Source organism: Mycobacterium sp. 155, assembly GCF_000373905.1.
Lineage (GTDB): Bacteria > Actinomycetota > Actinomycetes > Mycobacteriales > Mycobacteriaceae > Mycobacterium.
Map to the genome: position 1 here is coordinate 3,665,739 of NZ_KB892705.1, position 22,059 is coordinate 3,687,797.

General features: G+C 65.1%; 19 protein-coding genes. 11 read left to right on the top strand and 8 right to left on the bottom strand.

Annotated features, from left to right (window positions below; translation table 11 throughout):
• Window positions 1-14: 14 nt before the first annotated feature.
• Window positions 15-875: an SDR family oxidoreductase gene (locus tag B133_RS0117445; RefSeq protein WP_018602852.1), complete on the bottom strand. Its 861-nt coding sequence runs from the start codon at window positions 873-875 to the stop codon at window positions 15-17.
• 211 nt (window positions 876-1,086) lie between these two features.
• Between B133_RS0117445 and B133_RS24120 the strand changes: the two genes are divergently transcribed.
• Window positions 1,087-1,254 carry a hypothetical protein gene (locus tag B133_RS24120; RefSeq protein WP_018602855.1) on the top strand — a complete coding sequence of 56 codons (168 nt, stop codon included), beginning with the start codon at window positions 1,087-1,089 and terminating at the stop codon, window positions 1,252-1,254.
• Window positions 1,255-1,313: 59 nt separating this feature from the next.
• Here B133_RS24120 and B133_RS0117455 read toward each other — a convergent pair whose 3' ends face one another.
• On the bottom strand, window positions 1,314-2,249 hold the full coding sequence (locus B133_RS0117455; protein WP_018602857.1) for a class I SAM-dependent methyltransferase: 936 nt from the start codon (window positions 2,247-2,249) through the stop codon (window positions 1,314-1,316).
• A gap of 60 nt (window positions 2,250-2,309) precedes the next feature.
• Window positions 2,310-2,945 carry a TetR/AcrR family transcriptional regulator gene (locus B133_RS0117460; protein WP_026256559.1) on the bottom strand — a complete coding sequence of 212 codons (636 nt, stop codon included), beginning with the start codon at window positions 2,943-2,945 and terminating at the stop codon, window positions 2,310-2,312.
• 195 nt (window positions 2,946-3,140) lie between these two features.
• Here B133_RS0117460 and B133_RS0117465 point away from each other — a divergent pair, with 195 nt between their 5' ends.
• Window positions 3,141-5,282 (top strand): FUSC family protein, encoded by a 2,142-nt coding sequence (locus B133_RS0117465; protein WP_018602861.1) that lies wholly within the window; start codon window positions 3,141-3,143, stop codon window positions 5,280-5,282.
• Window positions 5,283-5,287: 5 nt separating this feature from the next.
• On the opposite strand, the gene B133_RS0117470 is transcribed toward B133_RS0117465, so the two are convergent.
• The gene (locus B133_RS0117470) at window positions 5,288-6,274 is read right to left on the bottom strand and encodes a pirin family protein (RefSeq protein WP_018602863.1); all 987 of its coding nucleotides are present in this window, start codon (window positions 6,272-6,274) and stop codon (window positions 5,288-5,290) included.
• A gap of 95 nt (window positions 6,275-6,369) precedes the next feature.
• The gene (locus tag B133_RS0117475; RefSeq protein WP_051088064.1) at window positions 6,370-8,052 is read right to left on the bottom strand and encodes a putative PEP-binding protein; all 1,683 of its coding nucleotides are present in this window, start codon (window positions 8,050-8,052) and stop codon (window positions 6,370-6,372) included.
• Window positions 8,053-8,155: 103 nt separating this feature from the next.
• Here B133_RS0117475 and B133_RS0117480 point away from each other — a divergent pair, with 103 nt between their 5' ends.
• From B133_RS0117480 to B133_RS0117520, 9 genes are all read left to right on the top strand, one after another.
• Window positions 8,156-8,923: a DeoR/GlpR family DNA-binding transcription regulator gene (locus B133_RS0117480; protein WP_018602866.1), complete on the top strand. Its 768-nt coding sequence runs from the start codon at window positions 8,156-8,158 to the stop codon at window positions 8,921-8,923.
• Window positions 8,920-9,888 carry a 1-phosphofructokinase family hexose kinase gene (locus tag B133_RS0117485; protein WP_018602868.1) on the top strand — a complete coding sequence of 323 codons (969 nt, stop codon included), beginning with the start codon at window positions 8,920-8,922 and terminating at the stop codon, window positions 9,886-9,888. Before B133_RS0117480 ends, B133_RS0117485 begins: the two co-directional genes overlap by 4 nt.
• Window positions 9,885-11,912 (top strand): fructose-specific PTS transporter subunit EIIC, encoded by a 2,028-nt coding sequence (locus B133_RS0117490; protein WP_018602870.1) that lies wholly within the window; start codon window positions 9,885-9,887, stop codon window positions 11,910-11,912. The genes B133_RS0117485 and B133_RS0117490 overlap by 4 nt, the downstream gene beginning before the upstream one ends.
• 12 nt (window positions 11,913-11,924) lie before the next feature.
• Window positions 11,925-12,182 carry an HPr family phosphocarrier protein gene (locus tag B133_RS0117495; RefSeq protein WP_018602872.1) on the top strand — a complete coding sequence of 86 codons (258 nt, stop codon included), beginning with the start codon at window positions 11,925-11,927 and terminating at the stop codon, window positions 12,180-12,182.
• Between the two features lie 324 nt (window positions 12,183-12,506).
• A complete protein-coding gene (gene mycP, locus B133_RS0117500; RefSeq protein ID WP_369751499.1) occupies window positions 12,507-13,814 on the top strand; it encodes a type VII secretion-associated serine protease mycosin in 1,308 nt (435 codons plus the stop codon).
• Window positions 13,811-15,205, top strand: coding sequence for a type VII secretion protein EccE (gene eccE / locus B133_RS0117505; protein ID WP_018602874.1), 1,395 nt, complete (start codon window positions 13,811-13,813; stop codon window positions 15,203-15,205). Before mycP ends, eccE begins: the two co-directional genes overlap by 4 nt.
• Before the next feature lie 99 nt (window positions 15,206-15,304).
• A complete protein-coding gene (locus B133_RS0117510) occupies window positions 15,305-15,631 on the top strand; it encodes a YbaB/EbfC family nucleoid-associated protein (RefSeq protein ID WP_018602876.1) in 327 nt (108 codons plus the stop codon).
• A gap of 75 nt (window positions 15,632-15,706) precedes the next feature.
• The gene (locus B133_RS25210) at window positions 15,707-17,251 is read left to right on the top strand and encodes a hypothetical protein (protein ID WP_018602878.1); all 1,545 of its coding nucleotides are present in this window, start codon (window positions 15,707-15,709) and stop codon (window positions 17,249-17,251) included.
• On the top strand, window positions 17,248-17,574 hold the full coding sequence (locus B133_RS0117520) for a YbaB/EbfC family nucleoid-associated protein (protein ID WP_018602880.1): 327 nt from the start codon (window positions 17,248-17,250) through the stop codon (window positions 17,572-17,574). Before B133_RS25210 ends, B133_RS0117520 begins: the two co-directional genes overlap by 4 nt.
• A gap of 72 nt (window positions 17,575-17,646) precedes the next feature.
• Here B133_RS0117520 and B133_RS24490 read toward each other — a convergent pair whose 3' ends face one another.
• The 3 genes from B133_RS24490 to B133_RS0117550 form a co-directional block, all read right to left on the bottom strand.
• A complete protein-coding gene (locus tag B133_RS24490; RefSeq protein ID WP_157625912.1) occupies window positions 17,647-19,881 on the bottom strand; it encodes a hypothetical protein in 2,235 nt (744 codons plus the stop codon).
• 25 nt (window positions 19,882-19,906) lie between these two features.
• Window positions 19,907-20,866 carry a hypothetical protein gene (locus tag B133_RS23855; RefSeq protein WP_232423318.1) on the bottom strand — a complete coding sequence of 320 codons (960 nt, stop codon included), beginning with the start codon at window positions 20,864-20,866 and terminating at the stop codon, window positions 19,907-19,909.
• A 271-nt stretch (window positions 20,867-21,137) separates the two neighbouring features.
• Entirely contained in the window at window positions 21,138-21,863 is a 726-nt protein-coding gene (locus B133_RS0117550) for a hypothetical protein (protein ID WP_018602890.1), read from the bottom strand.
• Window positions 21,864-22,059 lie beyond the last annotated feature (196 nt).

Sequence of the window (22,059 nt, forward strand, 5' to 3'; positions counted from 1 at the left end):
CGGCTGAGGCCACTTCAGAGCTTGAAGCTGGCCTGCTGCGCCTTGGACAGGTCGGTGATCTTGTCCCACTTGGCGGCAATGTCATCGACCGACGGCACCTGGGTGAAGGTTGTGCCGTCGTTCTGGAAGAGTGCTGCCCGCTGTATTTTGCCGCCGCCGACGATGAAGATCGAGTCGGTGTCGGCCAGTTCCTCGGTCATCAGGTACGCCACCACCGGGGCGACGTACTCCGGGGTGAGCTTCTCGAACACCTCGGGTGGCAGGATGTCCTGCGTCATCCGGGTGGCGGCGATCGGCGCGACGGCGTTGGTCTTGATGTTGTACTTGGCGCCTTCCAGGGCCAGCGTGTTGATCAAGCCGACCAGGCCGAGCTTGGCGGCGCCGTAGTTGGCCTGGCCGAAATTGCCGAACAGGCCGCTGGTGGAGGTGGCGACGACGACGCGGCCGAAGCTCTGCTCGCGGAAGTGCGGCCATGCCGCGCGGATGACGTTGTAGCCGCCGTACAGGTGCACCTTGAGCACAGCGTCCCAGTTCTGATAAGTCATTTTGTGAAAGGTGCCGTCGCGCAGGATGCCGGCGTTGCTGATGACGCCGTCGACCTTGCCGAACTCGTCGATCGCGGTTTTGACGATGTTCTCTGCGCCCTCGGGCTCGGCCACGCTGTCGTAGTTGGCGACGGCACGACCGCCGGCCTCTTTGATCTCGCTGACCACCTGGTCGGCCATGCTGTGTCCGGCACCGGTACCGTCGCGGGCGCCTCCGAGGTCGTTGACGACGACGCTGGCACCTTCGCGCGCCATCGTCAGGGCGTATTCACGTCCCAGACCACCACCGGCTCCGGTGACGACGACAACACGGTCTTGCACACCCGGCATGAGGGTCCTCTCTTTCACAAAGGGGGCTTCGCGTATCGGTCCCTCCCCTGTATACGGCGGTCAACTCAGCTCCGCTGAGCCGGGTCCGCAAAGCACTCGGTCGATTCTGCCAACCGCCGATCAATTGCTGCCAAAGCCGTGCGAGCCGAAATCACCGCGTATCGCTTTCGGTTGAACGGGTCAGGAAAACAAAAAAGGAAGAGGCGAAAGAATGAAGAAGTTCGGATTCACCGCAGTCATCGCAAGCGGACTGGCCGCAGCCGTTCTGGGGCTGGCCGGGCCGGCTTCAGCAGGGGTGGACCACCACAGCTGGCTGGACCAGATCGGTCCGCACGTGAGCGTGCCGCAGGTCGACACCTCCGCCCACCAGAGCCGCTGACGACATAGAAAGCGGGGCACCGGAGAATATCCGGCGCCCCGCTTTTTGTTGCGCTGCTGCTACGAGCGTTCGCCCGTCACGAACGTCGAGAACGCGTCATCGTCGAGCGGATGCTCCAATTCGACGGACCGGTTCAGCCGGCGCATCTCGGCCAGCGAATGCAGGCCGTGCGCCCGCCAGCCATGCTCGTTGAGCCACTTGGTGACATCGGCCCGGTCCGGATCGTCGTAGATCAGGTTCTGGATATCGAGGGCCTGGCCCAGGTTGAACTGGGCCGCGAACCGTGCGAACCGTTGCCGCATCTCCTCGCGCCGCTCCTCGGCCGTACGTCCCGCGGTCTCGGCCGCGATCCGGCTGCCCGGCGCCGACAGTTCGGTGATCTGCTCGAAGAGGCGGTCCTGGGCGTCGGCGGGCAGATACATCAGCAAGCCCTCGGCCAGCCAAGCCGTGGGCTTGGCCGCGTCGAAACCAGCCTCCCGCAACGCCTTCGGCCAGTCGAAACGAAGGTCCATGGCCACCTCATGCCGCTCGGCCGACGGCTGTGCACCATGGTCGGCCAGGGTGACCGTCTTATACTCCAGCACCTTGGGCTGGTCGATCTCGTACACCGTCGTGCCCGCGGGCCACTCCAACCGATACGCCCGCGAATCCAGGCCAGAGGCCAGGATGACGACCTGACGGATACCGGCCCGCACAGCGTCGGCGAAGTACGCGTCGAAGAAGTGGGTACGCACCGCCTGGTAGTTGCCCATGTGCTCGAAGATCGCTGCGGCCTCAGTATCGACCGACTCGATCTTGGCGGCAAAATCCTTATCCAACAAAGTTTCCCAGATGCCGGTGCCGGCTCCTGTGACCAGTACGCGGGCGTACGGGTCGGTGATCAGCGGATCCTCGCGCTCGGTTTCCACGGCGCGGGCCGCGGCCACCATGACGGCCGTGGCACCGACGCTGGTGGCGATGTCCCAGGTGTCGTCGTGACTACGCAGTGAGCTCATCTGACCGATGCTACTCAGCAAGTTAGGCAGGCTACGGGCTGCCGTGGCTCAGCTCACATGTCAGTCGCGCAGCCGCCAGAGCTTGTTGGCCATCAGCAGTTCGAACTTGTCGACGACGACTGCGAGTTCATCAGCGTTACCGACATAGCCGGCGTAGAAACCCATGCCCCACATCACCGCGATCAACATCTCCACGATCGCCGGGATGTCGGTGTCGGCGCTCAGTTCGCCACATTCGACGGCGTCGTTGACCGCCCACGACACGAACGCTCTCGAACCCTTCAACGCATCGTGTTCTTCAGAGATCAGATCGGGGTGCCGCTGGGCCTCCAACACCGAGGTGACCAGGAACGCCGCTGTCGACCGGTCGGCCGAATCGGCGTCCATCGCGGCGGAGAAAAAGGCCGACAACCGGCCGAGCAGCCTCGAGGACTCGTTTGCTCTGGCAATGCCCGCGGCAATCACCGATGTATTTGTCTGCTCAACCACTTCGCGGTACAGCACGCTCTTGCTGCCGAAGTAATGATTGATCGCCGGACGGGTCAGATCGGCCCGGATCGCTATCGCCTGGAAAGTGGCAGCGTCGTATCCGAGTTCGCTGAACACCTCACGAGCAGCACGCAAGATGCGCTCACGGGTCTCTGCAGCCTTAGCTGCGGGGGGACGTCCCGGCCCCCGGCTCGCGGTATGCGCCACATGACAAAGTGTGCCACAACACACCGGGCGCTGGCCGCAACGGCCGCCGCCGCGACGCCGCCTCAGACCTGCCCAGCAAACATCAGGTGGGGAATTGCCCGACCGAGAAACGATGATGTCCTGGCTGGCCGGCGGCGTCTCCCGAGAGCCGTGCTGCGGCGCCCAAGATCAATCACCCGGCTAGCATCGGCAGTCATGCTGAACCCGGGCGAGCTCTGGCACCGGGCAGTAGATCGGATCCATGACCGCGACCCCGAACACGACGCACTGCGCCGCGCAGCACGAGCGGCCATTGTGCTGCCCATCGCGGCGGCCATCGGCTTCATCGTCGGGCCCGGTTCGCAGACCCCGCTCTTCAGCATCTTCGGCGCCGTCTCGCTGCTGATCACCGCCGACTTCCCCGGCAACCGGGCCGCCCGCGCCCTGGCCTACTGCGGCCTCGCGTTCAACGGCGCCGTGCTGATCACATTGGGCACGCTGCTGGCGCCGCACCCGTGGTTGAGCGTCGCGGCGATGTTCATCGTGGGCGTGGTGGTGTCGTTCTCCGGGGTGCTCAGCGAGATCGTCGCGGCCGGCCAGCGCGCCACCCTGCTGATGTTCGTGCTGCCAGTATGTACACCGGTCGGCCCGATTCCCGACCGATTACTGGGCTGGCTCATCGCCCTGGTGGTCTGTGTGCCCGCGGCCTTGTTCCTGTTCCCGCCACGTCATCACGATGAATTGCGCCGCAATGCGGCCAAGGTGTGCCAGCTGCTCGCCGACCGACTGGAGGGCACCGCGTCGGGCCGCGACGTCACCCGGGCGATGAATGCCCTGTACGCGAATTTTCTCGGCGCCGACTACCGGCCGGTGGCGCTCACCGCAGGCAGCCGCGCCCTGGTGCGGGTGGTCGACGATCTGGGCTGGCTGACCGACCAAGTCACCGGCGACACCGGGGACCTGCTGGGTCCGATGCGCGCTACGGCGGTGCGGGTGCTTCGCGACAGTGCGGCGGTGCTGAGCATCCACGACGTCGGCAAGCGGGCAGCTCATGGCGCGGACCTACATACGGCACTCGCCGAGCAGCGGACGGTGGCACAAGGCACCTACCGTGAGGACGTCATCGCAGTGCTCGACGCGCCCGACGACGAGACCGCCGTCGAAGTCGGCCGCACGCTGCTCAAGCGGCGCACCACCTCGGCCACCATCGCGGTGACCGGGCGCGTCATCGGCAACGCCGCGCTGGCCGACGCGCGGCCCGTATGGGCCCGGGTGCTGGGACTGCGGCTGCCGAAGACCGGCGCCGCGGACTGGGTGATGCCGGAGACCGTCGCGGTCGCGGCGATCGCCAGAGGATTTCTGGCCACGCGGGCGGTGGTGCTGCGCAACAGTCTGCGTACCGGAATCGGCCTGGCGGTCGCCGTCACGGTCACGCACGTGTTTCCGGTCCAGCACGGATTCTGGGTGGTGCTCGGCGCCATGTCCGTGCTGCGCAGCAGCGCGCTGGCCACCGGGACGCGGGTGTTGCGGGCAGTGGCCGGTACGGCGGTGGGTTTCGTGCTCGGTGCGATCGTGATCAAGCTGGTCGGCGTGGATCCGGTGGTGCTGTGGCTGCTGCTGCCGGTGGTGGCGTTCGGTTCGGCGTATGTGCCGGGGGTGGTGTCGTTCACGGCCGGCCAGGCCGCCTTCACCATGATGGTGCTGATCAACTTCAACCTGATCGTGCCGACCGGTTGGCGGGTGGGCCTGGTGCGGGTCGAGGACGTGGTGGTCGGCGCGTCGGTCGGCATCGTGGTTTCGCTGCTGTTGTGGCCGCGGGGCGCTTCCGCGTCGGTGGCCAAGGCGATCAACAACGCCCGGACGGTCGGGGCGAAGTTCCTGCGCGCCGCGGTGCTGCGGGCGACCCGGGGTGCGTCCGAGGAGGCGAACGATCGGGTGATCGCGCTCAGCTACGACGCGCTGCAGGCGACCCGGATATTGGATGACTCGGTGCGCCACTATCTTTCAGAAAACGGCGGGCCTTCTGACCTGCGCGCCCCGGTGGTGAAGGCGGCCAACCGGGCGATTCGGGTACGGGCTGCCGCGGAGCTGATCACCGACGTCGTACCGCCGCCACACGGCGCCTACCAGCAGACACGAGATGTGCTGGAGCTGCACGCACAGGCGATCTGTGCGCGACTGGTCGGCGGCGACACCCGCTCTCTGCCGCCAATCAGCGACAGTCTCGTGCGGTGCCTGCGCTCCGAGTCCACCGGTGACGATCTGGCGGTGTCGGCCGCGCTGCCGCTGGTGACGGTGGCCGCCAACCTCGGCGAGCTGGAACTGCTGTATCCACAGCCCGCCGAGACGATGCGGTAGCCGCGTCAGTTGAACGGCCGATGCGGCATCAGTGCGTTCGGCGGGATCTGGCCGAACCTGCCGGACTGATAGTCCTCCAGGGCCTGGATCAACTCCGCCTTGGAGTTCATCACGAACGGACCGTAGTGGAAGACCGGCTCCCGGATCGGCCGACCGCCCAGCAGCAGGATCTCCAGCGCTGGCCGGTTCGAATCCTGGGTGCCTTCGGCCGTCACCGTAATGCGGTCACCGGGCCCGAACACGGCCAGCTGACCCTGGTGGATGGGGTGTGCGACCGGGCCTACGCTGCCGCGCCCGCTCAGGACGTAGACCAGTGCGTTGAACTCGCGGTTCCACGGCAGGTTGAGCTGCGCGCCGGGTTCGATCGTGGCGTGGGCCATGGTGATCGGCGTGTGTGTAGTACCAGGACCGCGTGCGGGCCCGGTTTCACTTTCGATGTCGCCGGCGATGATGCGCACCAGCGAGCCGCCGTCCTGCGATGCCAACAGCCTGGCCTCATCGCCCTCGATGGCCTGGTATCTCGGCGTCGCGAACTTGTCCTTGCGGGGCAGGTTCACCCACAGCTGGATGCCGTGGAATGTTCCGCCGCTCTCGACGAGTTCGGCCGGTGGGGTCTCGATGTGCAGGATGCCGGCCCCGGCCGTCATCCACTGGGTGGCGCCATCGGTGATCAAGCCGCCGCCTCCGTGGGAATCCTGGTGGGCGAACCGGCCGTCGATCATGTACGTGACGGTTTCGAAGCCGCGGTGCGGGTGCCAGTCGGTGCCACGGGGCTCGCCCGGCTGGTACTCCACCTCACCCATCTGATCCATGTGGACGAACGGGTCGAGGTCGGCGGCGCTGACCCCGGCAAATGCGCGCACGACGGGGAATCCTTCGCCCTCGTAGCCGCGCGGGCCGGTGGTGATGGACCGAACGGGGCGTTCGGTGTCCGACGCCTTGGGTGCCGCGATGCGCGGCAGAGTCAGGGTGTCGGCGGTGATGGCTGGCATCTGTACCTCCTGGGGTATCTGAGCTGATACCCCTATAACCGGACTGCGGTCCGATTATTCCGCGCGGATGCTTTGCCCCTCGCCGCCCCTCAACGTCAGGAGAGGAGGGCCAGCGCGGCAGCCCGCGCCTCGGCGGCCGTCGCAGTCCCCAACACCGCGTCGGCGGCCGCGCGGCATTGCTCGAGGCTGACCTGCGCGAGCTTCGCGCCGACCGCAGCGACCGCCGCCGCGGCCGCCGACAGGGACGTGACACCGAGGCCCACCAGCACACAGGCCAACAGCGGGTCGGCAGCCGCCTCGCCGCACACACCCACCGGCTTTCCGACCGCCGCACCGGCCCGCACCGCCATCGCCACCAGCGCGAGTACCGCGGGTTGCCAGGGGTCGGTCAGCGTGGCCAGATCAGCAGACATCCGGTCGGCGGCCATCGTGTACTGCGTCAGGTCATTGGTGCCGATCGACAGGAAGTCGACGTGATCGAGGATCTTGTCGGCCAGCAGCGCCGCGGCGGGCACTTCGATCATCACGCCCGGCGTCAAACCGTAAGCACGAGCAGCGGCGGCAAAGCTTTCCGCTTCAGCCGCGGTCGAGATCATGGGCGCCATGACCCACGGCTGGTTACCCGACGCAACGCCCGCGGCGGCAATGGCCTCGAGCTGGCGGTGGAGCAACCCTGGATTTCCCTCGGCGATCCGGATGCCGCGCACTCCGAGTGCCGGGTTGGCCTCATCGGGATGTCCGGCGAACTTCAGCGGCTTGTCCGAACCGGCATCGAGCGTGCGGATCACCACCTTGTGGCCGACGAACGCGTCGAGCACCTCGCCGTAGATCTTGGCCTGCTCGTCGACCGTGGGCTCGGTGTCGCGGTTCAGAAAACACAGCTCAGTGCGAAACAGACCGATACCTTCGGCCGGGGTCTGACTGGCAGCGCGGGCCGCGGCGCCGTCCTGCACGTTCGCAAGGACGGCGACGACGTGACCGTCGGCGGTCGCACCCGGGCCGGTCCACCGCCGCGCCTGCTCGGCCGCGTGTTCAGCAGCGGTCACCGCGCTCGCCGCCTCGAGCGGGTCCGGATCGATGGTGAGAGTGCCCGACGTACCGTCCAGCAGCACCGACGTACCGATGGCGACATCATCGAGCCCACCGACCGCCACGACACACGGAATGCCCAGCTGGCGGGCAATGATCGCAGTGTGGCTGGTAGGGCCGCCCAGCGTGGTCGCCAGCCCGATCACCAGCGAGGGATCCAGGCCCGCGGTGTCGGCTGGCGCAAGGTCCTCGGCGCACAAGATCGACGGCACGTCCGGCAGCGGCACTCCCGGTTCCGGCAGACCGGACAGTTCGGCGACGACACGATCGCGGATGTCCCGCAGGTCGGTGACTCGCTCGGCCATCAATCCCCCCAGCTGGGTGAACAGCGCCACGAACTGGTCGACGGCCCCGTCGACCGCGCGCACTGCGGGCGCGCCGCCGGCGATGCGCTTCTCGGCAGCGCCCAGCCAGGCCCGGTCCTGCGCCAGTGTCGCGGTGGCGGCCAGCACCTCCGCGGCAGCTCCGGTGGCGTGCGCCGCCCGGTCGCGCAGGCGGTTGGCGACGGCTGTCGCAGCGGCGGTGAAGCGCGCGGCTTCCGCCGGCCGCTGGGGCTCATCGACGTCACCTGCCGGCGCGTCGATGACGGGCAGCCTGCCCGGACGGATCACGGGCCCACATTGCACCCCGCCCACCACGGGGACACCGCGTAGGACGACGTGTGAAGTAACGGGAGATGAAGTACTCATGTGAGACACATTACAAGAAACCGTTGACAAGTCAACACGAATAAGCGTAAAACAACATAGGTCAACATCTAATTACGATCTAACCCACACAAACGGGAGGGTCATGTACGCCGAAGAACGCCAGCAGGCCATCGCCACGCTGGTGATGAGCAGAGGCCGGGCCTCTGTTGCGGAACTCGCACAGACTTACGACGTCACCACCGAAACCGTGCGCCGCGACCTGGCCGTGCTCGACAAGGCCGGCCTGTTGCGCCGTGTCCACGGCGGCGCCGTCCCCGCCCGTACGCTTCACCTGGTCGAATCCGGAGTCGGCGAGCGCGATACCACCCGTGCGGAGCAAAAGGATGCGATTGCTGCCTCAGCCCTGGACTTCCTGCCCCTCAGTGGCGCCACAGTGCTGCTGGACGCCGGGACCACCACGGCGCGCCTCGCCGCCCAATTGCCCACCGACCGGGAATTGACCGTGGTGACCAACTCGGTGCCCATCGCGGCCCGACTGGCCGTCATCCCGACGGTCACGCTGCAACTGCTCGGTGGACGGGTACGCGGCCTGACTCAGGCCGCCGTCGGGGAGCAGGCCCTGTCCGTGCTCAGCACGCTGCGGGTGGACGTCGCATTCATGGGCACCAACGGCATCACCGCGCGGCACGGCCTGTCCACCCCGGACTCCGATGAGGCGGCAGTCAAACGCGCCATGGTCGCGGCCGCCAATTACGTTGTGGTGACCTCGGACTCATCGAAGGTGGGCCGGGAGAATTTCGTCAGCTTCGCCCCGATCGAGAAGGTCGACACCCTGATCACCGACGGTGATATCGCTCCGGCCGACCGCGCCGAACTGACCTCGCACGGCGTCGAAGTTGTGATTGCATGATCGTCACCGTGACCCCCAATCCGAGCCTCGACCGCACCGTCACACTGGCCAACCCGCTGACCCGCGGCGCGGTGCAGCGTGTCGACACCGTCACGGTCGAACCGGGTGGCAAAGGGATCAACGTCGCCCGCGCCCTCATCCTGGCCGACGTCGACGTGTTGGCCGTCCTGCCCGCCGCCGATGACGATCCGCTGCTGGGTGCACTGCGCACCCGCGGAGTTCCGTTCACCGCGGTGCCGATCGACGAGCCGGTCCGCACCAACCTTGCCATCACCGAAACTGACGGCACCACAACCAAACTCAACGAGCGCGGGGCACCACTCGACGAGGCGTCGCTGCGCGCCCTCACCGACTGCGTGGTGCAGCAGGCCCAGTCGGCATCGTGGGTCGTGCTGTCGGGATCGCTGCCCCCCGGAGCACCTGTCGATTGGTATGCCCGCGTCGCAGCGCAGCTCGCACCGCTCGACTGCCTGGTGGCGATCGACACCTCCGAAGCCCCGCTGGCGGCGCTGGCCGCGGCATTCGACGTCGCCGCACCCGACCTGATCAAACCCAATGCCGAGGAACTGGCCGACCTGGTCGGCGGCTCCGCCGAAGAACTGGAACACGCTGCCGCCCAGGGTGATCAAGCGCCGATCGTGGCAGCGGCCACGCAACTGATCGACCGCGGCGTCGGCGCAGTACTGGCCACGCTGGGCGCGGCGGGCGCCATACTCGTCAACCGGGTCGGCGCCTGGCACGCCTCGCCCCCTCCCATCACCCCGCGCAGCACCGTCGGCGCCGGCGACGCCTCTCTGGCCGGTTATCTGCGCGCCACAGTGGACGGTGCCGAGCCGCCGCAACGGCTGCGCATGGCAGTCGGTTACGGCAGCGCCGCCGCCGCCCTGCCCGGATCTGCCCTGCCCACCCCTGCCCAACTCGATCTCGAACCCATCCGTATCCACGCCATGAAGGTGCCGCTATGACCCAATCGATCATCACCCCAGATCTCGTCCTGCTCGACGTGGCCGTCGACGGCGACAAGGAAGCCGTCATCGGTCGCCTGGCGGGTGCACTCGCCACGGCGGGCCGTACCTCCGACACCGAAGGACTGATCGGTGCGGCACTAGCCCGCGAGGCGCAGTCCGCGACCGGACTGCCCGGGGGCATCGCCATCCCGCACTGCCGGTCGCCGTACGTCGACACGCCCACCATCGGGTTCGCCCGGCTGTCCCCCGGGGTCGACTTCGGTGCGCCCGACGGCCCGGCCGATCTCGCATTCCTCATCGCAGCGCCGGAATCCGGTGGTGCCGAACATATGAAACTGCTGTCCAGCCTGGCCCGGGCGTTGGTGCGCAAGGAATTTGTGGCGTCGCTGCGCAGCGCCGCATCCGCCGAGGACATCGTGACGCTCGTCGACGGTGTGGTGAACCCGGCGCCCGCCGCCGCACCTGCTCCTGCCGCAGCCGCCGCTCCGGCGTCAGCGACTCCGACGGCCGCGCCGAAGACCGTGTCCATCGTCGCAATCACCGCCTGCCCAACGGGAATCGCCCATACCTACATGGCGGCCGACGCGCTGAAGTTCGCGGCCCAGGAGGCCGGCGTGAACTTCACTGTGGAGACCCAGGGTTCGTCTGGCAGCACACCGTTGGCCGCTTCGACCATCGCCGAAGCCGACGCCGTCATCTTCGCCACCGACGTCGGGGTCAAGGACAAGCAGCGCTTCGCCGGTAAGCCCGTCATCGCATCCGGTGTGAAACGCGCCATCAACGAACCGGGCAAGATGATCGCCGAAGCCGTCAGTGCGGCAGGCGATCCCAATGCTGCACGGGTCGCCGGTGATGTCACCGCGGCGGCCACGCCGTCGACCGCCGGAGGGGTGGGCTGGGGCACCCGGCTGCGGCAGATCCTGCTCACCGGCGTGAGCTACATGATCCCGTTCGTCGCCGCCGGTGGTCTGCTGATCGCGCTCGGCTTCCTGTTCGGCGGATACGAGATCGCCAACAAGCCTGCCGGGCAGACGGATTCGCTGGCTCACATCATCGCCACCACCAACACGCTGACCAACCTGCCCAGCGGCGGCTTCACCCAGTACCTAGGGGCGGTGCTGTTCAGTCTCGGCGGGCTGGCCTTCGGGTTCCTGGTGCCCGCGCTGGCCGGCTACATCTCCTTTGCGATCGCCGACCGGCCCGGTATCGCACCGGGTTTCACGGCAGGAGCCGTGGCGGTCTTCGTCGGCGGCGGATTCATCGGCGGTATCGTGGGCGGTCTGATCGCCGGGTTCGCCGCGCTGTGGATCAGCTCCTTCAAGGTGCCGAAGTGGTTCCGCGGGCTGATGCCGGTCGTGGTGATTCCGCTCGGCGCGTCGCTCATCGTCGGCCTGCTGATGTTCATGCTGCTCGGCCGGCCGCTGGCCGCCATCACCTCGGGCCTGACGCACTGGCTCGGTGGACTCTCCGGCAGCTCGGTGGTCCTGCTCGGTGTCATCCTCGGTCTGATGATGTGCTTCGACCTCGGTGGGCCGGTCAACAAGGCCGCCTACGCGTTCGCCACCGCCGGGCTCAACGTCGCCGACCCTTCATCGCTGCGGATCATGGCCGCCGTGATGGCTGCCGGCATGGTGCCGCCGTTGGCCATGGCACTGGCAACCACGCTGCGGCCCGGGCTGTTCAGTGAGCCGGAGCGTGAAAATGGCCGCGCCGCCTGGCTGTTGGGGCTCTCGTTCATCTCCGAGGGTGCCATCCCGTTCGCCGCAGCCGACCCGTTCCGGGTCATCCCGTCGATGATGCTCGGTGGTGCGGTCACCGGTGGCCTCATCATGGCGTTCGACGTCACCTCGAAGGCCCCGCACGGCGGCATCTTCGTGTTCTTCGCGATCGGAAACCTGTTGTGGTTCCTGATCGCGCTCGCTGCCGGCGCCGTCGTCAGTGCCCTGGCCGTCATCGCGGCCAAGCAATTCGCCAAACCCACCGTCACCACGTCGGATGCCCCGGCGCTGGCCACCACCTAAGGAGAAGAATCAATGCCCAGCAAGACCGTCATCGTCGGCTCCGCCATCGGCCTGCACGCTCGGCCCGCCGCCGTCATCGCCGAAGCCGTCGTCAACGCCGGTGTACCCGTGACTCTTTCGGTCGACGGCGGCGAGCCGGTGGACGCCGGATCCGCCCTGATGATCATGACCCTCGGCGCCGGCAACGGAGCATCGGTCACCGTCGAATCCGACGACGCCGACGCTCTCGCCACTGTCGCCGGCCTCGTGGAGCAAGACCTCGACGCGTAAGTAGTTGTGTCCCAGCGACTCGCACCGTTCGTACTCGAACGGTGCGAGTCGTCATTTGGTCGGCCTGACAAGCCAGCCCGGCGTCATTGCCCCGCATCATCCGCCACGTACCCCGGCAAGAAAGCGTAATTCCGGCCTCTGGTACACCTTTATGATTGCCTGCGTGCAAATGGCCAGTCGGCTTGACGTAGGTGGATGCGGTTCGGGGCAGGCGAAGATTTGTTTGCTGCATGTGCACCAGCACACGGCAGACGAATCTACCGTCGAGGGGGTGCGTGAGGCGTGCAGCGGTTAGCCGTCGTGGTGCTTGCGGTGTTGCTGACGATGTTCAGTGCACCGCCGGCCTGGGCCATCGATCCGCCTGTGATCGATCCCGTCGCAGTTCCGCCAGATCAACTAGGTCCCGACGAGCCGACCGAGCAGCGCTACGAGTGCAAGGGCCCCACGGTCATGCCGAACTCGAACTTCGCAGATAAGCCGTGGGCGAACACCTACCTCCGGATCGCCGACGCGCAGAAGTTCGCAACGGGCGCCGGGGTAACTGTGGCCGTCATCGATACCGGCGTCAACGGTTCGCCACGCGTGCCCGCCCAACCCGGCGGTGATTTCGTCGACGCCGGCGGCAACGGCATGTCCGACTGCGATGCCCACGGAACCCTGACCGCGTCCATCATCGCCGGACGCCCGTCACCCACCGACGGTTTCGTCGGTGTCGCACCCGATGCCCGAATCCTGTCGCTGCGCCAGACCTCGGGGATGTTCCAGCCCAAGGGTGCTCAGCGGGACCTGAACAACCCGAACGACACCCCTACCGCCGGGTCGATCCGCAGCCTGGCCCGGTCCATCGTGCATGCCGCCAACATTGGGGCGCAGGTGATCAACATCAGTGAGGCCGCCTGCTACAAAGTCACCCGACGTATCGACGAGTCAACTCTGGGCGCCGCAATAAACTACGCGGTCAGTGTCAAGAATGTGGTGATCTTGGTGGCCGCCGGAAACACCGGCGGCGACTGCACGCAGAACCCGCCGCCAGACCCATCGGTTCCCTCCGATCCCCGGGGATGGGGGAAAGTTCAGACCATCGTCAGCCCCGCCTGGTATGACCCGATGGTCCTGACCGTCGGCAGCATCGCCGAGAACGGTCAGCCAAGCAACTTTTCGATGTCCGGTCCCTGGGTGGGTGCCGCAGCACCCGGTGAGAACCTCACCGCGCTCGGGTACGACGGTCAGCCGGTCAACGCCGTCGCCGACCAGGACGGTCCCAAACCCCTGTTCGGAACGTCGTTTTCGGTTGCCTACGTGTCAGGTCTAGCTGCACTGCTCAAGCAGCGCTTCCCGGATCTCACCGCCGCGCAGATCATCAACCGGATCACCGCCACTGCCCGGCATCCCGGCGGTGGCGTAGACAACTATGTCGGGGCCGGGGTCATCGACCCCGTCGCCGCGCTCACGTGGGAGATCCCCAGCGGCCCGGCCAATGCCCCCATGCAGGTCAAGGAAGTGCCGCCGCCGGTGCACATCCCACCGCCGGACCGTGGGCCGATAACGATCGTCGTCGCCATCGGTGTCGGCTTGGCCTTCGTCCTCGGCGTCGGCGCCATGGCTCGGCGCGCATTGAGGCGACGCCGATGAATATACTGCGCCAGTTCGGTTTTCGGTTCAGCACCGGCCACGCCATCTGGGCTGCGGCACTGATCCCCGCGTGCGTGGCGCTCTGCCTGCACTTCCACCTGCTGTGGTTGGGGATCACGCTCGCCGCGCTCGCCGCGGTGTTCTCAATGCTGACGATCCGCGGGCGACGGCTCACCGGTTGGGTCGCAGCCGTCGTCTCTTGGCGCCGGCGGCACCGCACCACCCCCGATCCGGCATCCGAGCCTGCGGTGGGCTCGACCGTGCTGCCCGGCGATCACGTCGCGGTGCGGTGGCAGGGCGAGTATCTGATCTCCGTGATCGAGCTGGTGCCACGGCCGTTCACCCCGACGGTGATCGTCAACGGCACAGCCGTTACCGATGACATCGTCAGCAGCAAGCTCGTCGAAGATCTGCTACTCGCGCACTGCCCTGACCTTGAGGCCGACATCGTATCGTCCGGCCATCGAGTGGGCCGCACAGCACCGGCCAGTCTGGTGGCGCTCTACGAGCAGGTGGTGGGGCCCTACCCTGCGCCAGCGAACCGGCGTACCTGGGTTGTGTTGCGCGCGAATCCCGATACGACGCAACGTTCTGCGCAGCGACGCGACTCGGGGGTGTCGGGCCTGGCGCGGTATCTGGTGGCGTCGACGACGCGAATCGCCGATCAACTGGCCAGCCATGGGATCGACGCCCAATGCTGCCGCAGCTTCGATGACTACGACAAGGCCACTGAAATCAGTTTCGAGCAGGAAGCCTGGTCGGTCATCAAGGGCCGCAGTACTTTTACCGCTGCCTACAGTGCTCCGGGTGGCCCTGACGTGTGGTGGTCGGCACGAGCCGATCACACCACCACGCGGGTGCGGGTCATTCCCGGCATGGCGCCGATCAACACGGTGCTGCTGACAACGTTGGCCAATCCCACCACTCCGCGCGGGTTTTCGTGTCTGTTCGGTGGCCAGCGGGCGGCGCTGCAGGGCATCAGCCCGGTGGCCGACAAGCACTACGAAATCCCGATCGGATCGGCCGGTGTGCTTATCGGCGAGACCGCCGACCGCTACCCGGTGTACATGCCGTTCGACAACATCGATGTCAGCATCAACCTCGGTGACGCGCGGCTCTTCACCCAGTTTTTGATCCGTTCGGCAGCCGCCGGTGCGGTGATCACACTCAGCCCACAGTTCCGCGAGTTCGCGTCGTTGATCAACGGCCGAGTCGGACGTGTGCCCCGGGTGGCCTGGCCCCATGCCACGACCTACCTCGGCCCGCATCAGGGAGTCGGACGAGTCATCTTGCGGCCCAACTTTATTGATACACCCCGGCACCGGCAGCTGCCGATCCAGCTGATCAATCCGCGTGAAGAGAGCCGTTATCAAATGGCGCTGGAACAGTAGGGGGATCGCCATGGCAGACGGCGGTCCGCAGCCGACACCCAACGATGGTGTCGCTGGAGCACCACAACGACGCCGCAAGGAAGACGGAAAGGAGTCCTCATGACCGACGGCATGCACCCCGAAGTCGCCGCAGTCCTACAAAAAGCACAACAACTGCAAGCCCTCATGGACGACCAACTACACAAAATGAACACCGAAACCTTCACCGCCGCAGACGAAACCAACACCGTCGAAGTGACATTGAACGGACATCACCACCTCAAATCCGTCTTCATCGAAGAAGGCCTCTTCCGCCTAGGCGCCGCCACCGTCGAACAACGCCTCAACGAAGCACTCCACAAAGCCACCACCCAAGCATCAGCCTCCATCACCGCCGACCGCGAACGACTCGACCACACAGTCGCCGCCCTCACCCAACACGAATAGCTCCAGCCGATCCGAGACTCCCTCCGGGGCGATACACCGTTATCAGCTGGCATTGCAACAGTCAGAGGGGATGCCATGACAAGCGAACAGTCATTCGTCAAAGTGACGCCAGAGACCCTGGACGCGAAAGCCAGTGCGCTAGAGGCGGACCTCCCGACCGTGCCGGAGATACCCAGCCTTGGGGACACACCGTGCGAACTCCAGATGGCGCGGAAAGCCATAGCAATCATTGCCGCTTCACTGGAGAACCTGAGAACTGCGGTTGCCGCCGGAAACGCCGAGGCGAAGCGACTTGCCGCGTGTCTTCATGCCACAGCTGATGCCTATCGGATAGTTGACGAGGCCAAAGCTCGATCGGTCGACAGTGGCGTTCCGACGGGTGTCGAATCGATCCAGCCGCGACCCCAATTCGATGCCGAGTCGGTTGCGATGACCTACGCCGGCACCGGCCTGCCGGCACCGGCCCCCGACGACGATCCCGACTGGGAACCCGCCGCCAAGGCCATCAACACCTCCGACGGTGGCCGAAGCCTGCTCGACTTGAAAGAACAGATTCAGAAGCTGCAGACCGCAATCGGCGAGCGCGCCCAGTTGTACAACCTGGACAACACCCACTGGGAGGGCGCCTCAGCCGAGGTGGCCGAGGCTGCTTTCCGCAAACATCAGTCGTGGCTGCTCGACACGCTGGCGCCGGCATGCGGCAAAGTAAACGATCAGATACAGAAGCTTGTCGACACGCATTACTCGGAACAGCCCAACCACCCGACCGAGATGGATGTCGAATCTGTCGAAAACGAACAAGACGGTGACTCCTGGAGTCGGCTCTACCAGATGAAACAGGAGCTATCCACCCAAACACTAACTCGGTACGCCAACGGCCTCGACATCTCTCCGATTCGACCAGAAGGACCCCCACAAGGCGGCTACTCAACACCTCCGGTGAAACCGGACGATGTTCCTCGCGGCAAACCGAGCGGGCAGACCGACAAGCCCGGAGGCAGCGAGGCCCACAAGACCGGCGGTGTTGGTGGCAGGAATTCGACTTCGCCCAATGAATCCGGCTCCGCCCGAGATACTGCGTCAGCCATGGCAGCACAGCAGCCGCAGTCGGCTGGTCCATCCGGGGCCGGCTCGCCATCCGGTGCAGGCGGGTCGCCCGCCGGCGGTGGTTCACCTGCGGGCACCGGCGGGTTTCCTGCCGGTGGGATGCCGGGTGGACTGGGAGACGCTGAGCCCCCGCTGCCGAAAGTTAAAGAGCCCGACCTGAAACCGGCCAGTCTCGGCGATGGCGGAGCAGGCGGTGGCGGTGCTGGTGGAGGCGGCGCGCCGTCGGCGCCGCTGGGAACAGCCCCGAGCGGCGTTGACGCCGCAGCAGCATCCGCCCGCGGCCCGGTGCCTGTTGGCACTGCTCCCACGAGTACCGCTGGTGGTGGTATGGGCGGCGGTGGCATGGGTGGCATGGGCCACGGCGGCGGCCACCAAGGTAAAGAAAAACGCCGCGACCCCAACCTGTCCCCCGACGAAGACCTCTACGTAGAAGACCACGCCTACACCGAACCAGTCATCGGACGCCAAAACCCACAACGACGCCGCAAGGAAGACGGAAAGGAGTCCTCATGACCGACGGCATGCACCCCGAAGTCGCCGCAGTCCTACAAAAAGCACAACAACTGCAAGCCCTCATGGACGACCAACTACACAAAATGAACACCGAAACCTTCACCGCCGCAGACGAAACCAACACCGTCGAAGTGACATTGAACGGACATCACCACCTCAAATCCGTCTTCATCGAAGAAGGCCTCCTCCGCCTAGGCGCCGCCACCGTCGAACAACGCCTCAACGAAGCACTCCACAAAGCCACCACCCAAGCATCAGCCTCCATCACCGCCGACCGCGAACGACTCGACCACACAGTCGCCGCCCTCACCCAACACGAATAGCTCCAGCCGATCCGAGATAGCCTCGGACACAACTAATTCGAGATTATCGATACGCTCAAGTTCCGAGCAGTGTTATCCCGCTGGCACCAAGCTATCGCTGATCAGCACACTGATGTGCTGCCAATACACCCAATCGGCGATCGCTGCACGCTGCTCGTCGGGACTGCTCGCTATGTGAGCGCGGTGCAACGCCAGTTCCCCCTGGTGATTGGCGTAATTGATGAAGGCCTCCAGATGCGCGACCTCGCGACCTTCGGTGGTGCGCATCAACGGCTTCTGGAGCTCACGCCACAACGACTGGGATTTATCGGCCGGTGCTGTGTCATCGGCAGGTCTCGGCGGCAACAGCTCGGTCAACCCACTGTCACTCGTTGCGGCCAACATCGCCGCTGCATCCGGTGCGATGATCTCCAACCGGCTGCGGCCCTGCATGCGGCCATCCTCCGGGATATCGCTTTCGTCCAGGACCATCTTGGTCACACCCGGATCGATACCCGTCAGCTGTTCCTGCGTACCGACGACCGCCTGCAATCGAACACCCTGATGCTGTGCCCAGTCCTGTAATGCCAGGAACGGGTAGGTCGCCCACTTCGCCCGATCCGATGCTGGAATCGACTCATCGGCACTGACCATGCGGACCTGTTCGGGCAGGTTCACCTCGTCGGGAATGTAGGCGATTCCATAGCTATTGGCGACGAGGATGCCGCCATCGACGGTCAGACCGGTAGCCCATACAAAGCCCCACCCGTACTTGGGAATTGACGGCGACGCGTTCAGGGCTGCCGCGATGCGCCGTGCGAGTTGCAACGGGTCATTGCCAGCCTGCTTGCGCCGCAAAGCATTCGCGGTTTGAGCAGCCGCGATAGCATCCCGTTCCGCCCGAGCTGCCGTCACGGGTACAGGTGCAGGCGCTACATTCGACGATGCGTTCGACGATGTCGATGCCGGCGCCACGGCAGGACCCATCGGCCCCGGTGCTGGCGTTCCTGCTGTCGGCAGCGACGGCGCCGGACCCAACGGCATACTTGGCGTCGGTCCACTGGCCACGTTGAGATTCGAATTCACCGGCGGCGCAGACGGACTCGCTCCTCCACCGGATGGCGCAGCAGGTGCCGAATCCGCCGGTGCGGCCGGAGCAGAAGGTGGCGGCTGCAACGAGGCAGCCGGATTCACCGGCGCCGACGAGGGACCCAGCCCACCCGTCTGCGGCCCCGCGAATGGCTGATTCAGGGGCGCCTGCTGCGCTGCGTTGCTCATTGCCCTTGTGAAGTCGTTGAGCTGCTGCTGTGGAGTCAACGGCTGCCCTGTACTGCCCATCATCTGAGGGGTTATCTGTGAAGGAATACCGGGCGAGCCAGGGCTGTCCAGTCTCGGTACGCCGGGCGCTCCCGCAGGTCCTGGTACTGGGGAACCAGTCGCGGGAGTAGGTGGCGGAGGCGGCGTTCTGCCTGCGCCTGGCACGGAAGGAATTTGTGGCGTGGTTGCAACCGGCTCAGGAAAGACATTGGCGGCTGGCAATGCTGGCTCACCAGGCACCGGTGCAACCGGAGCAGGATTCTTGCCTGGGTTGGTTGCACTTGGGTTAGGCGGAGTACCAGCAATGTTGCTCACAGGCAACGCCGGCTCACCGTCGCCCGGCACTGCGGCGCCGGGCGATGGATTTTTACCCGGGTTGGTTGCACTTGGGTTAGGCGGAGTACCAGCAATGTTGTTCACGGGCAACGTCGGGGCGCCGTTATTCATGAGGTTGTTCACGCGGGTAATATTTCTACTGCCCTGGTCGCGCTTGACCTCGTAATGAGCAAGATCTGGTTTGGATTGTGCCCCCGAAATAAACTTCGCCTCTGCTTGAATCAGAGCAATATTAGTATTTTTGGTATCTTGAATTTTCTGTTGGATATAGCGTTTCTTATCGTCGTCCTCTATATTCTCGTCACCTTTGACTGAGCCAATATCTTCGTTGGCGCTCTCCACGTTGTTAGATATCTGTTTCTTGGCGTCTTTAACCGCTTCACTGCAGGCGTGGAGCAAATCGCAAGCGGCTTGAAGCTCAGTCGCCAAATTCTGGAGATCAGTTATGCGTTGACCGAGAGCACTGTGCGCGGCGCCTGCAGCTGCACCGGACCACAGTGCAGCACCAGCAAACATCATTGCTTGCTCGTGCTGGGTGGATTCCACCTGTCTCCGAACAGTGCTTGCCGCGTTCTTAAAGGTCTGCGACAGAGTTTCGAGCGCATCTTCGTCGGCTTCTGGCCACGCAGGTGGAGCAGCCATACCGTACGGATCGTCCGGCTTCTGGATGCTCATATCAAGTACGTCACCGTCCTTTATCCTATGCCCCGAACGAGCGGCACGCCTGGACTGTGATCTGCGATAACCGTTTGCCGACCTGAGCTAGGTAAAAATCCGCCTTTACGTATGCCGGCAACGCCGCAACGTAAGCACGCCAATACTGCGCGGCCAACACTGAGAAGTCCGCAATCGTCGGGTTACTACTGCTGCGCCCCAAACTCTCTATATCGTCCGCATATTTCTTCATGACAGGAACAACCGCATCAATAATTGTGCGCTCATCAGAATCCCAATTCTCAGCGGTATGGTTTGGATCTAAGTTGCCCCACGCCTTCGTATCTGCATCGAATGCATCCGATAGCGATTGCCACTCGGAGCAAGTCTCGTCGCGTGACTTCATGAAGCGCTGCGGGCTTTGGGGATCGACTGCCTTGGAAACCTCAGTCGGTGGCGCTGGATCCGGGACAAGCGGGGCGCGTGAGGCAGCCGCCTTGTAGCTGATTGCCTCGCATATGTACAGTATGGCAACACCTGAATGGACTGCGATATTAGCCAAATAATTATCTGCAGCGGTATAGTTGGTCAGCGAATTGGCAAATGCTCGTGCGTAGGCGATATACTGTTCGTATAGCTCTCGCATCACACGATGGGGCGTCTTTTTCGCTAACGCAATTGCCTGGTCGGCAGAGGTGCTCATCGCCCTACTGACCGTCTCGTACTTTTCACGCAGTTCGGGAGTCCAATCGGCAGACGGAATCGTGTGGTCGTGATCGGCCCAACCAGCCCTTGTTTCGGCCGCCGATTCAGCGTTGCTTATCGGTCCCCATGCCGCACAAGTAGGGTCTTCCGTAATGATGGTCGCGGGGCCGGTGTCGTTCGCGCTGGCGATGTCGGAATTCGACGCGGTCGGTGATTGCGACGCACCAGATGTCGGGGGTTGAGTGGTCTTGCCGCCATCCTCATTGCCCTTGACCACCGAGATGGATATCGCAGCGGTCACACCAATGATCGCAAGAAGAGCTACCCCGCCGAGACCCCACTTCCAGCCGTTACCCCGCTTCTTCGGTGGTAGTCCCGGCTGCTGTGCACCAGGATTGGGCGCCCACGCTGGCGGCTGCTGTTGCGGGGGCTGCCACTGTGGCGCCTGGTACTGCGGCGCTCCGAACGGATCACCGCCCCCGAATTGAGGCGGCGGCCCGGGGTTACCCGATGGTGGCGGTGGCAACGTCATTCAGCGTCCCCTCGAAGCACTCGATACATCAACAACGACTTCACACATCACGCGCTGGATCCGCAGCATTCCGCGGTGGCGCAGCCGGAGACGGATTAACCGGCGCTCGTTCACCAGCACTGGGTCCTGGGGCGGGCGCAGCCTGCGAATGCTGCACGGGAGCTTTCGCCTCGCCAGTCCCGCCATGCGCGCCGGCCGACGGCGACGCCGCCTGACCAGAGTCGTTGCCCTTGTGCTCGGCATCGGGTCCCTGCTTGTCCTGCCTGGCGCCTTGACCGGCGTCGGCCTTATCGGCATCCTGACCGTCGCCCCGGCTCCTGGCCGCCTCCACGATCTGCTGCACACCCTGCGTGACCTGCTGTGGCAACTGACTCACGCTGCCCAACATTTGCCCGGGAACCTGCGCAGCCTGCTGAGCCATCTGCATCATCTGGCCTATTTGGCCCATCCCCTGGTCGCCGGCAGCAGGCCAAGCACCCTGCGCGAGTGTTGCCGGATCGGCCGCGCTGTGAGCCGAAGCTGGCATACCAGGAGCGCTTCCTGAGGGGTGGGAGCTGCTGGACTCATCTCCCAGGACTCCCAGCTTCCGCTTGATGTCCTGAGAAATCTGCTCATCCGTAGTCTGATACGTCGACGCTGCACTCGTCACGTTGCCCGAATACGCCGCAAACGCGTCCTTGACCTCGGGCAGCTGCGTCAACACCGGGTCAACCACTTTCGTGATCTGACTCGAAATGGTGGTCGACAATTCGTCTGCACCTGTCACTGGGGTAACTGTCGGCGGCGACGGAATTTGTCCCGCAATAGCCGACAACCGATTGCCGGCGTCCCTTACCAAATCCGTATCGATCCGCAAGGTCTCAGTCACACGCCACCCACCTCACCCGGCCGGCCCTGCACATGACATTCCCATGCAAAAACCCACCCGTCCTCAAATCCCTGCGGTGGATGCTACCGGAGCA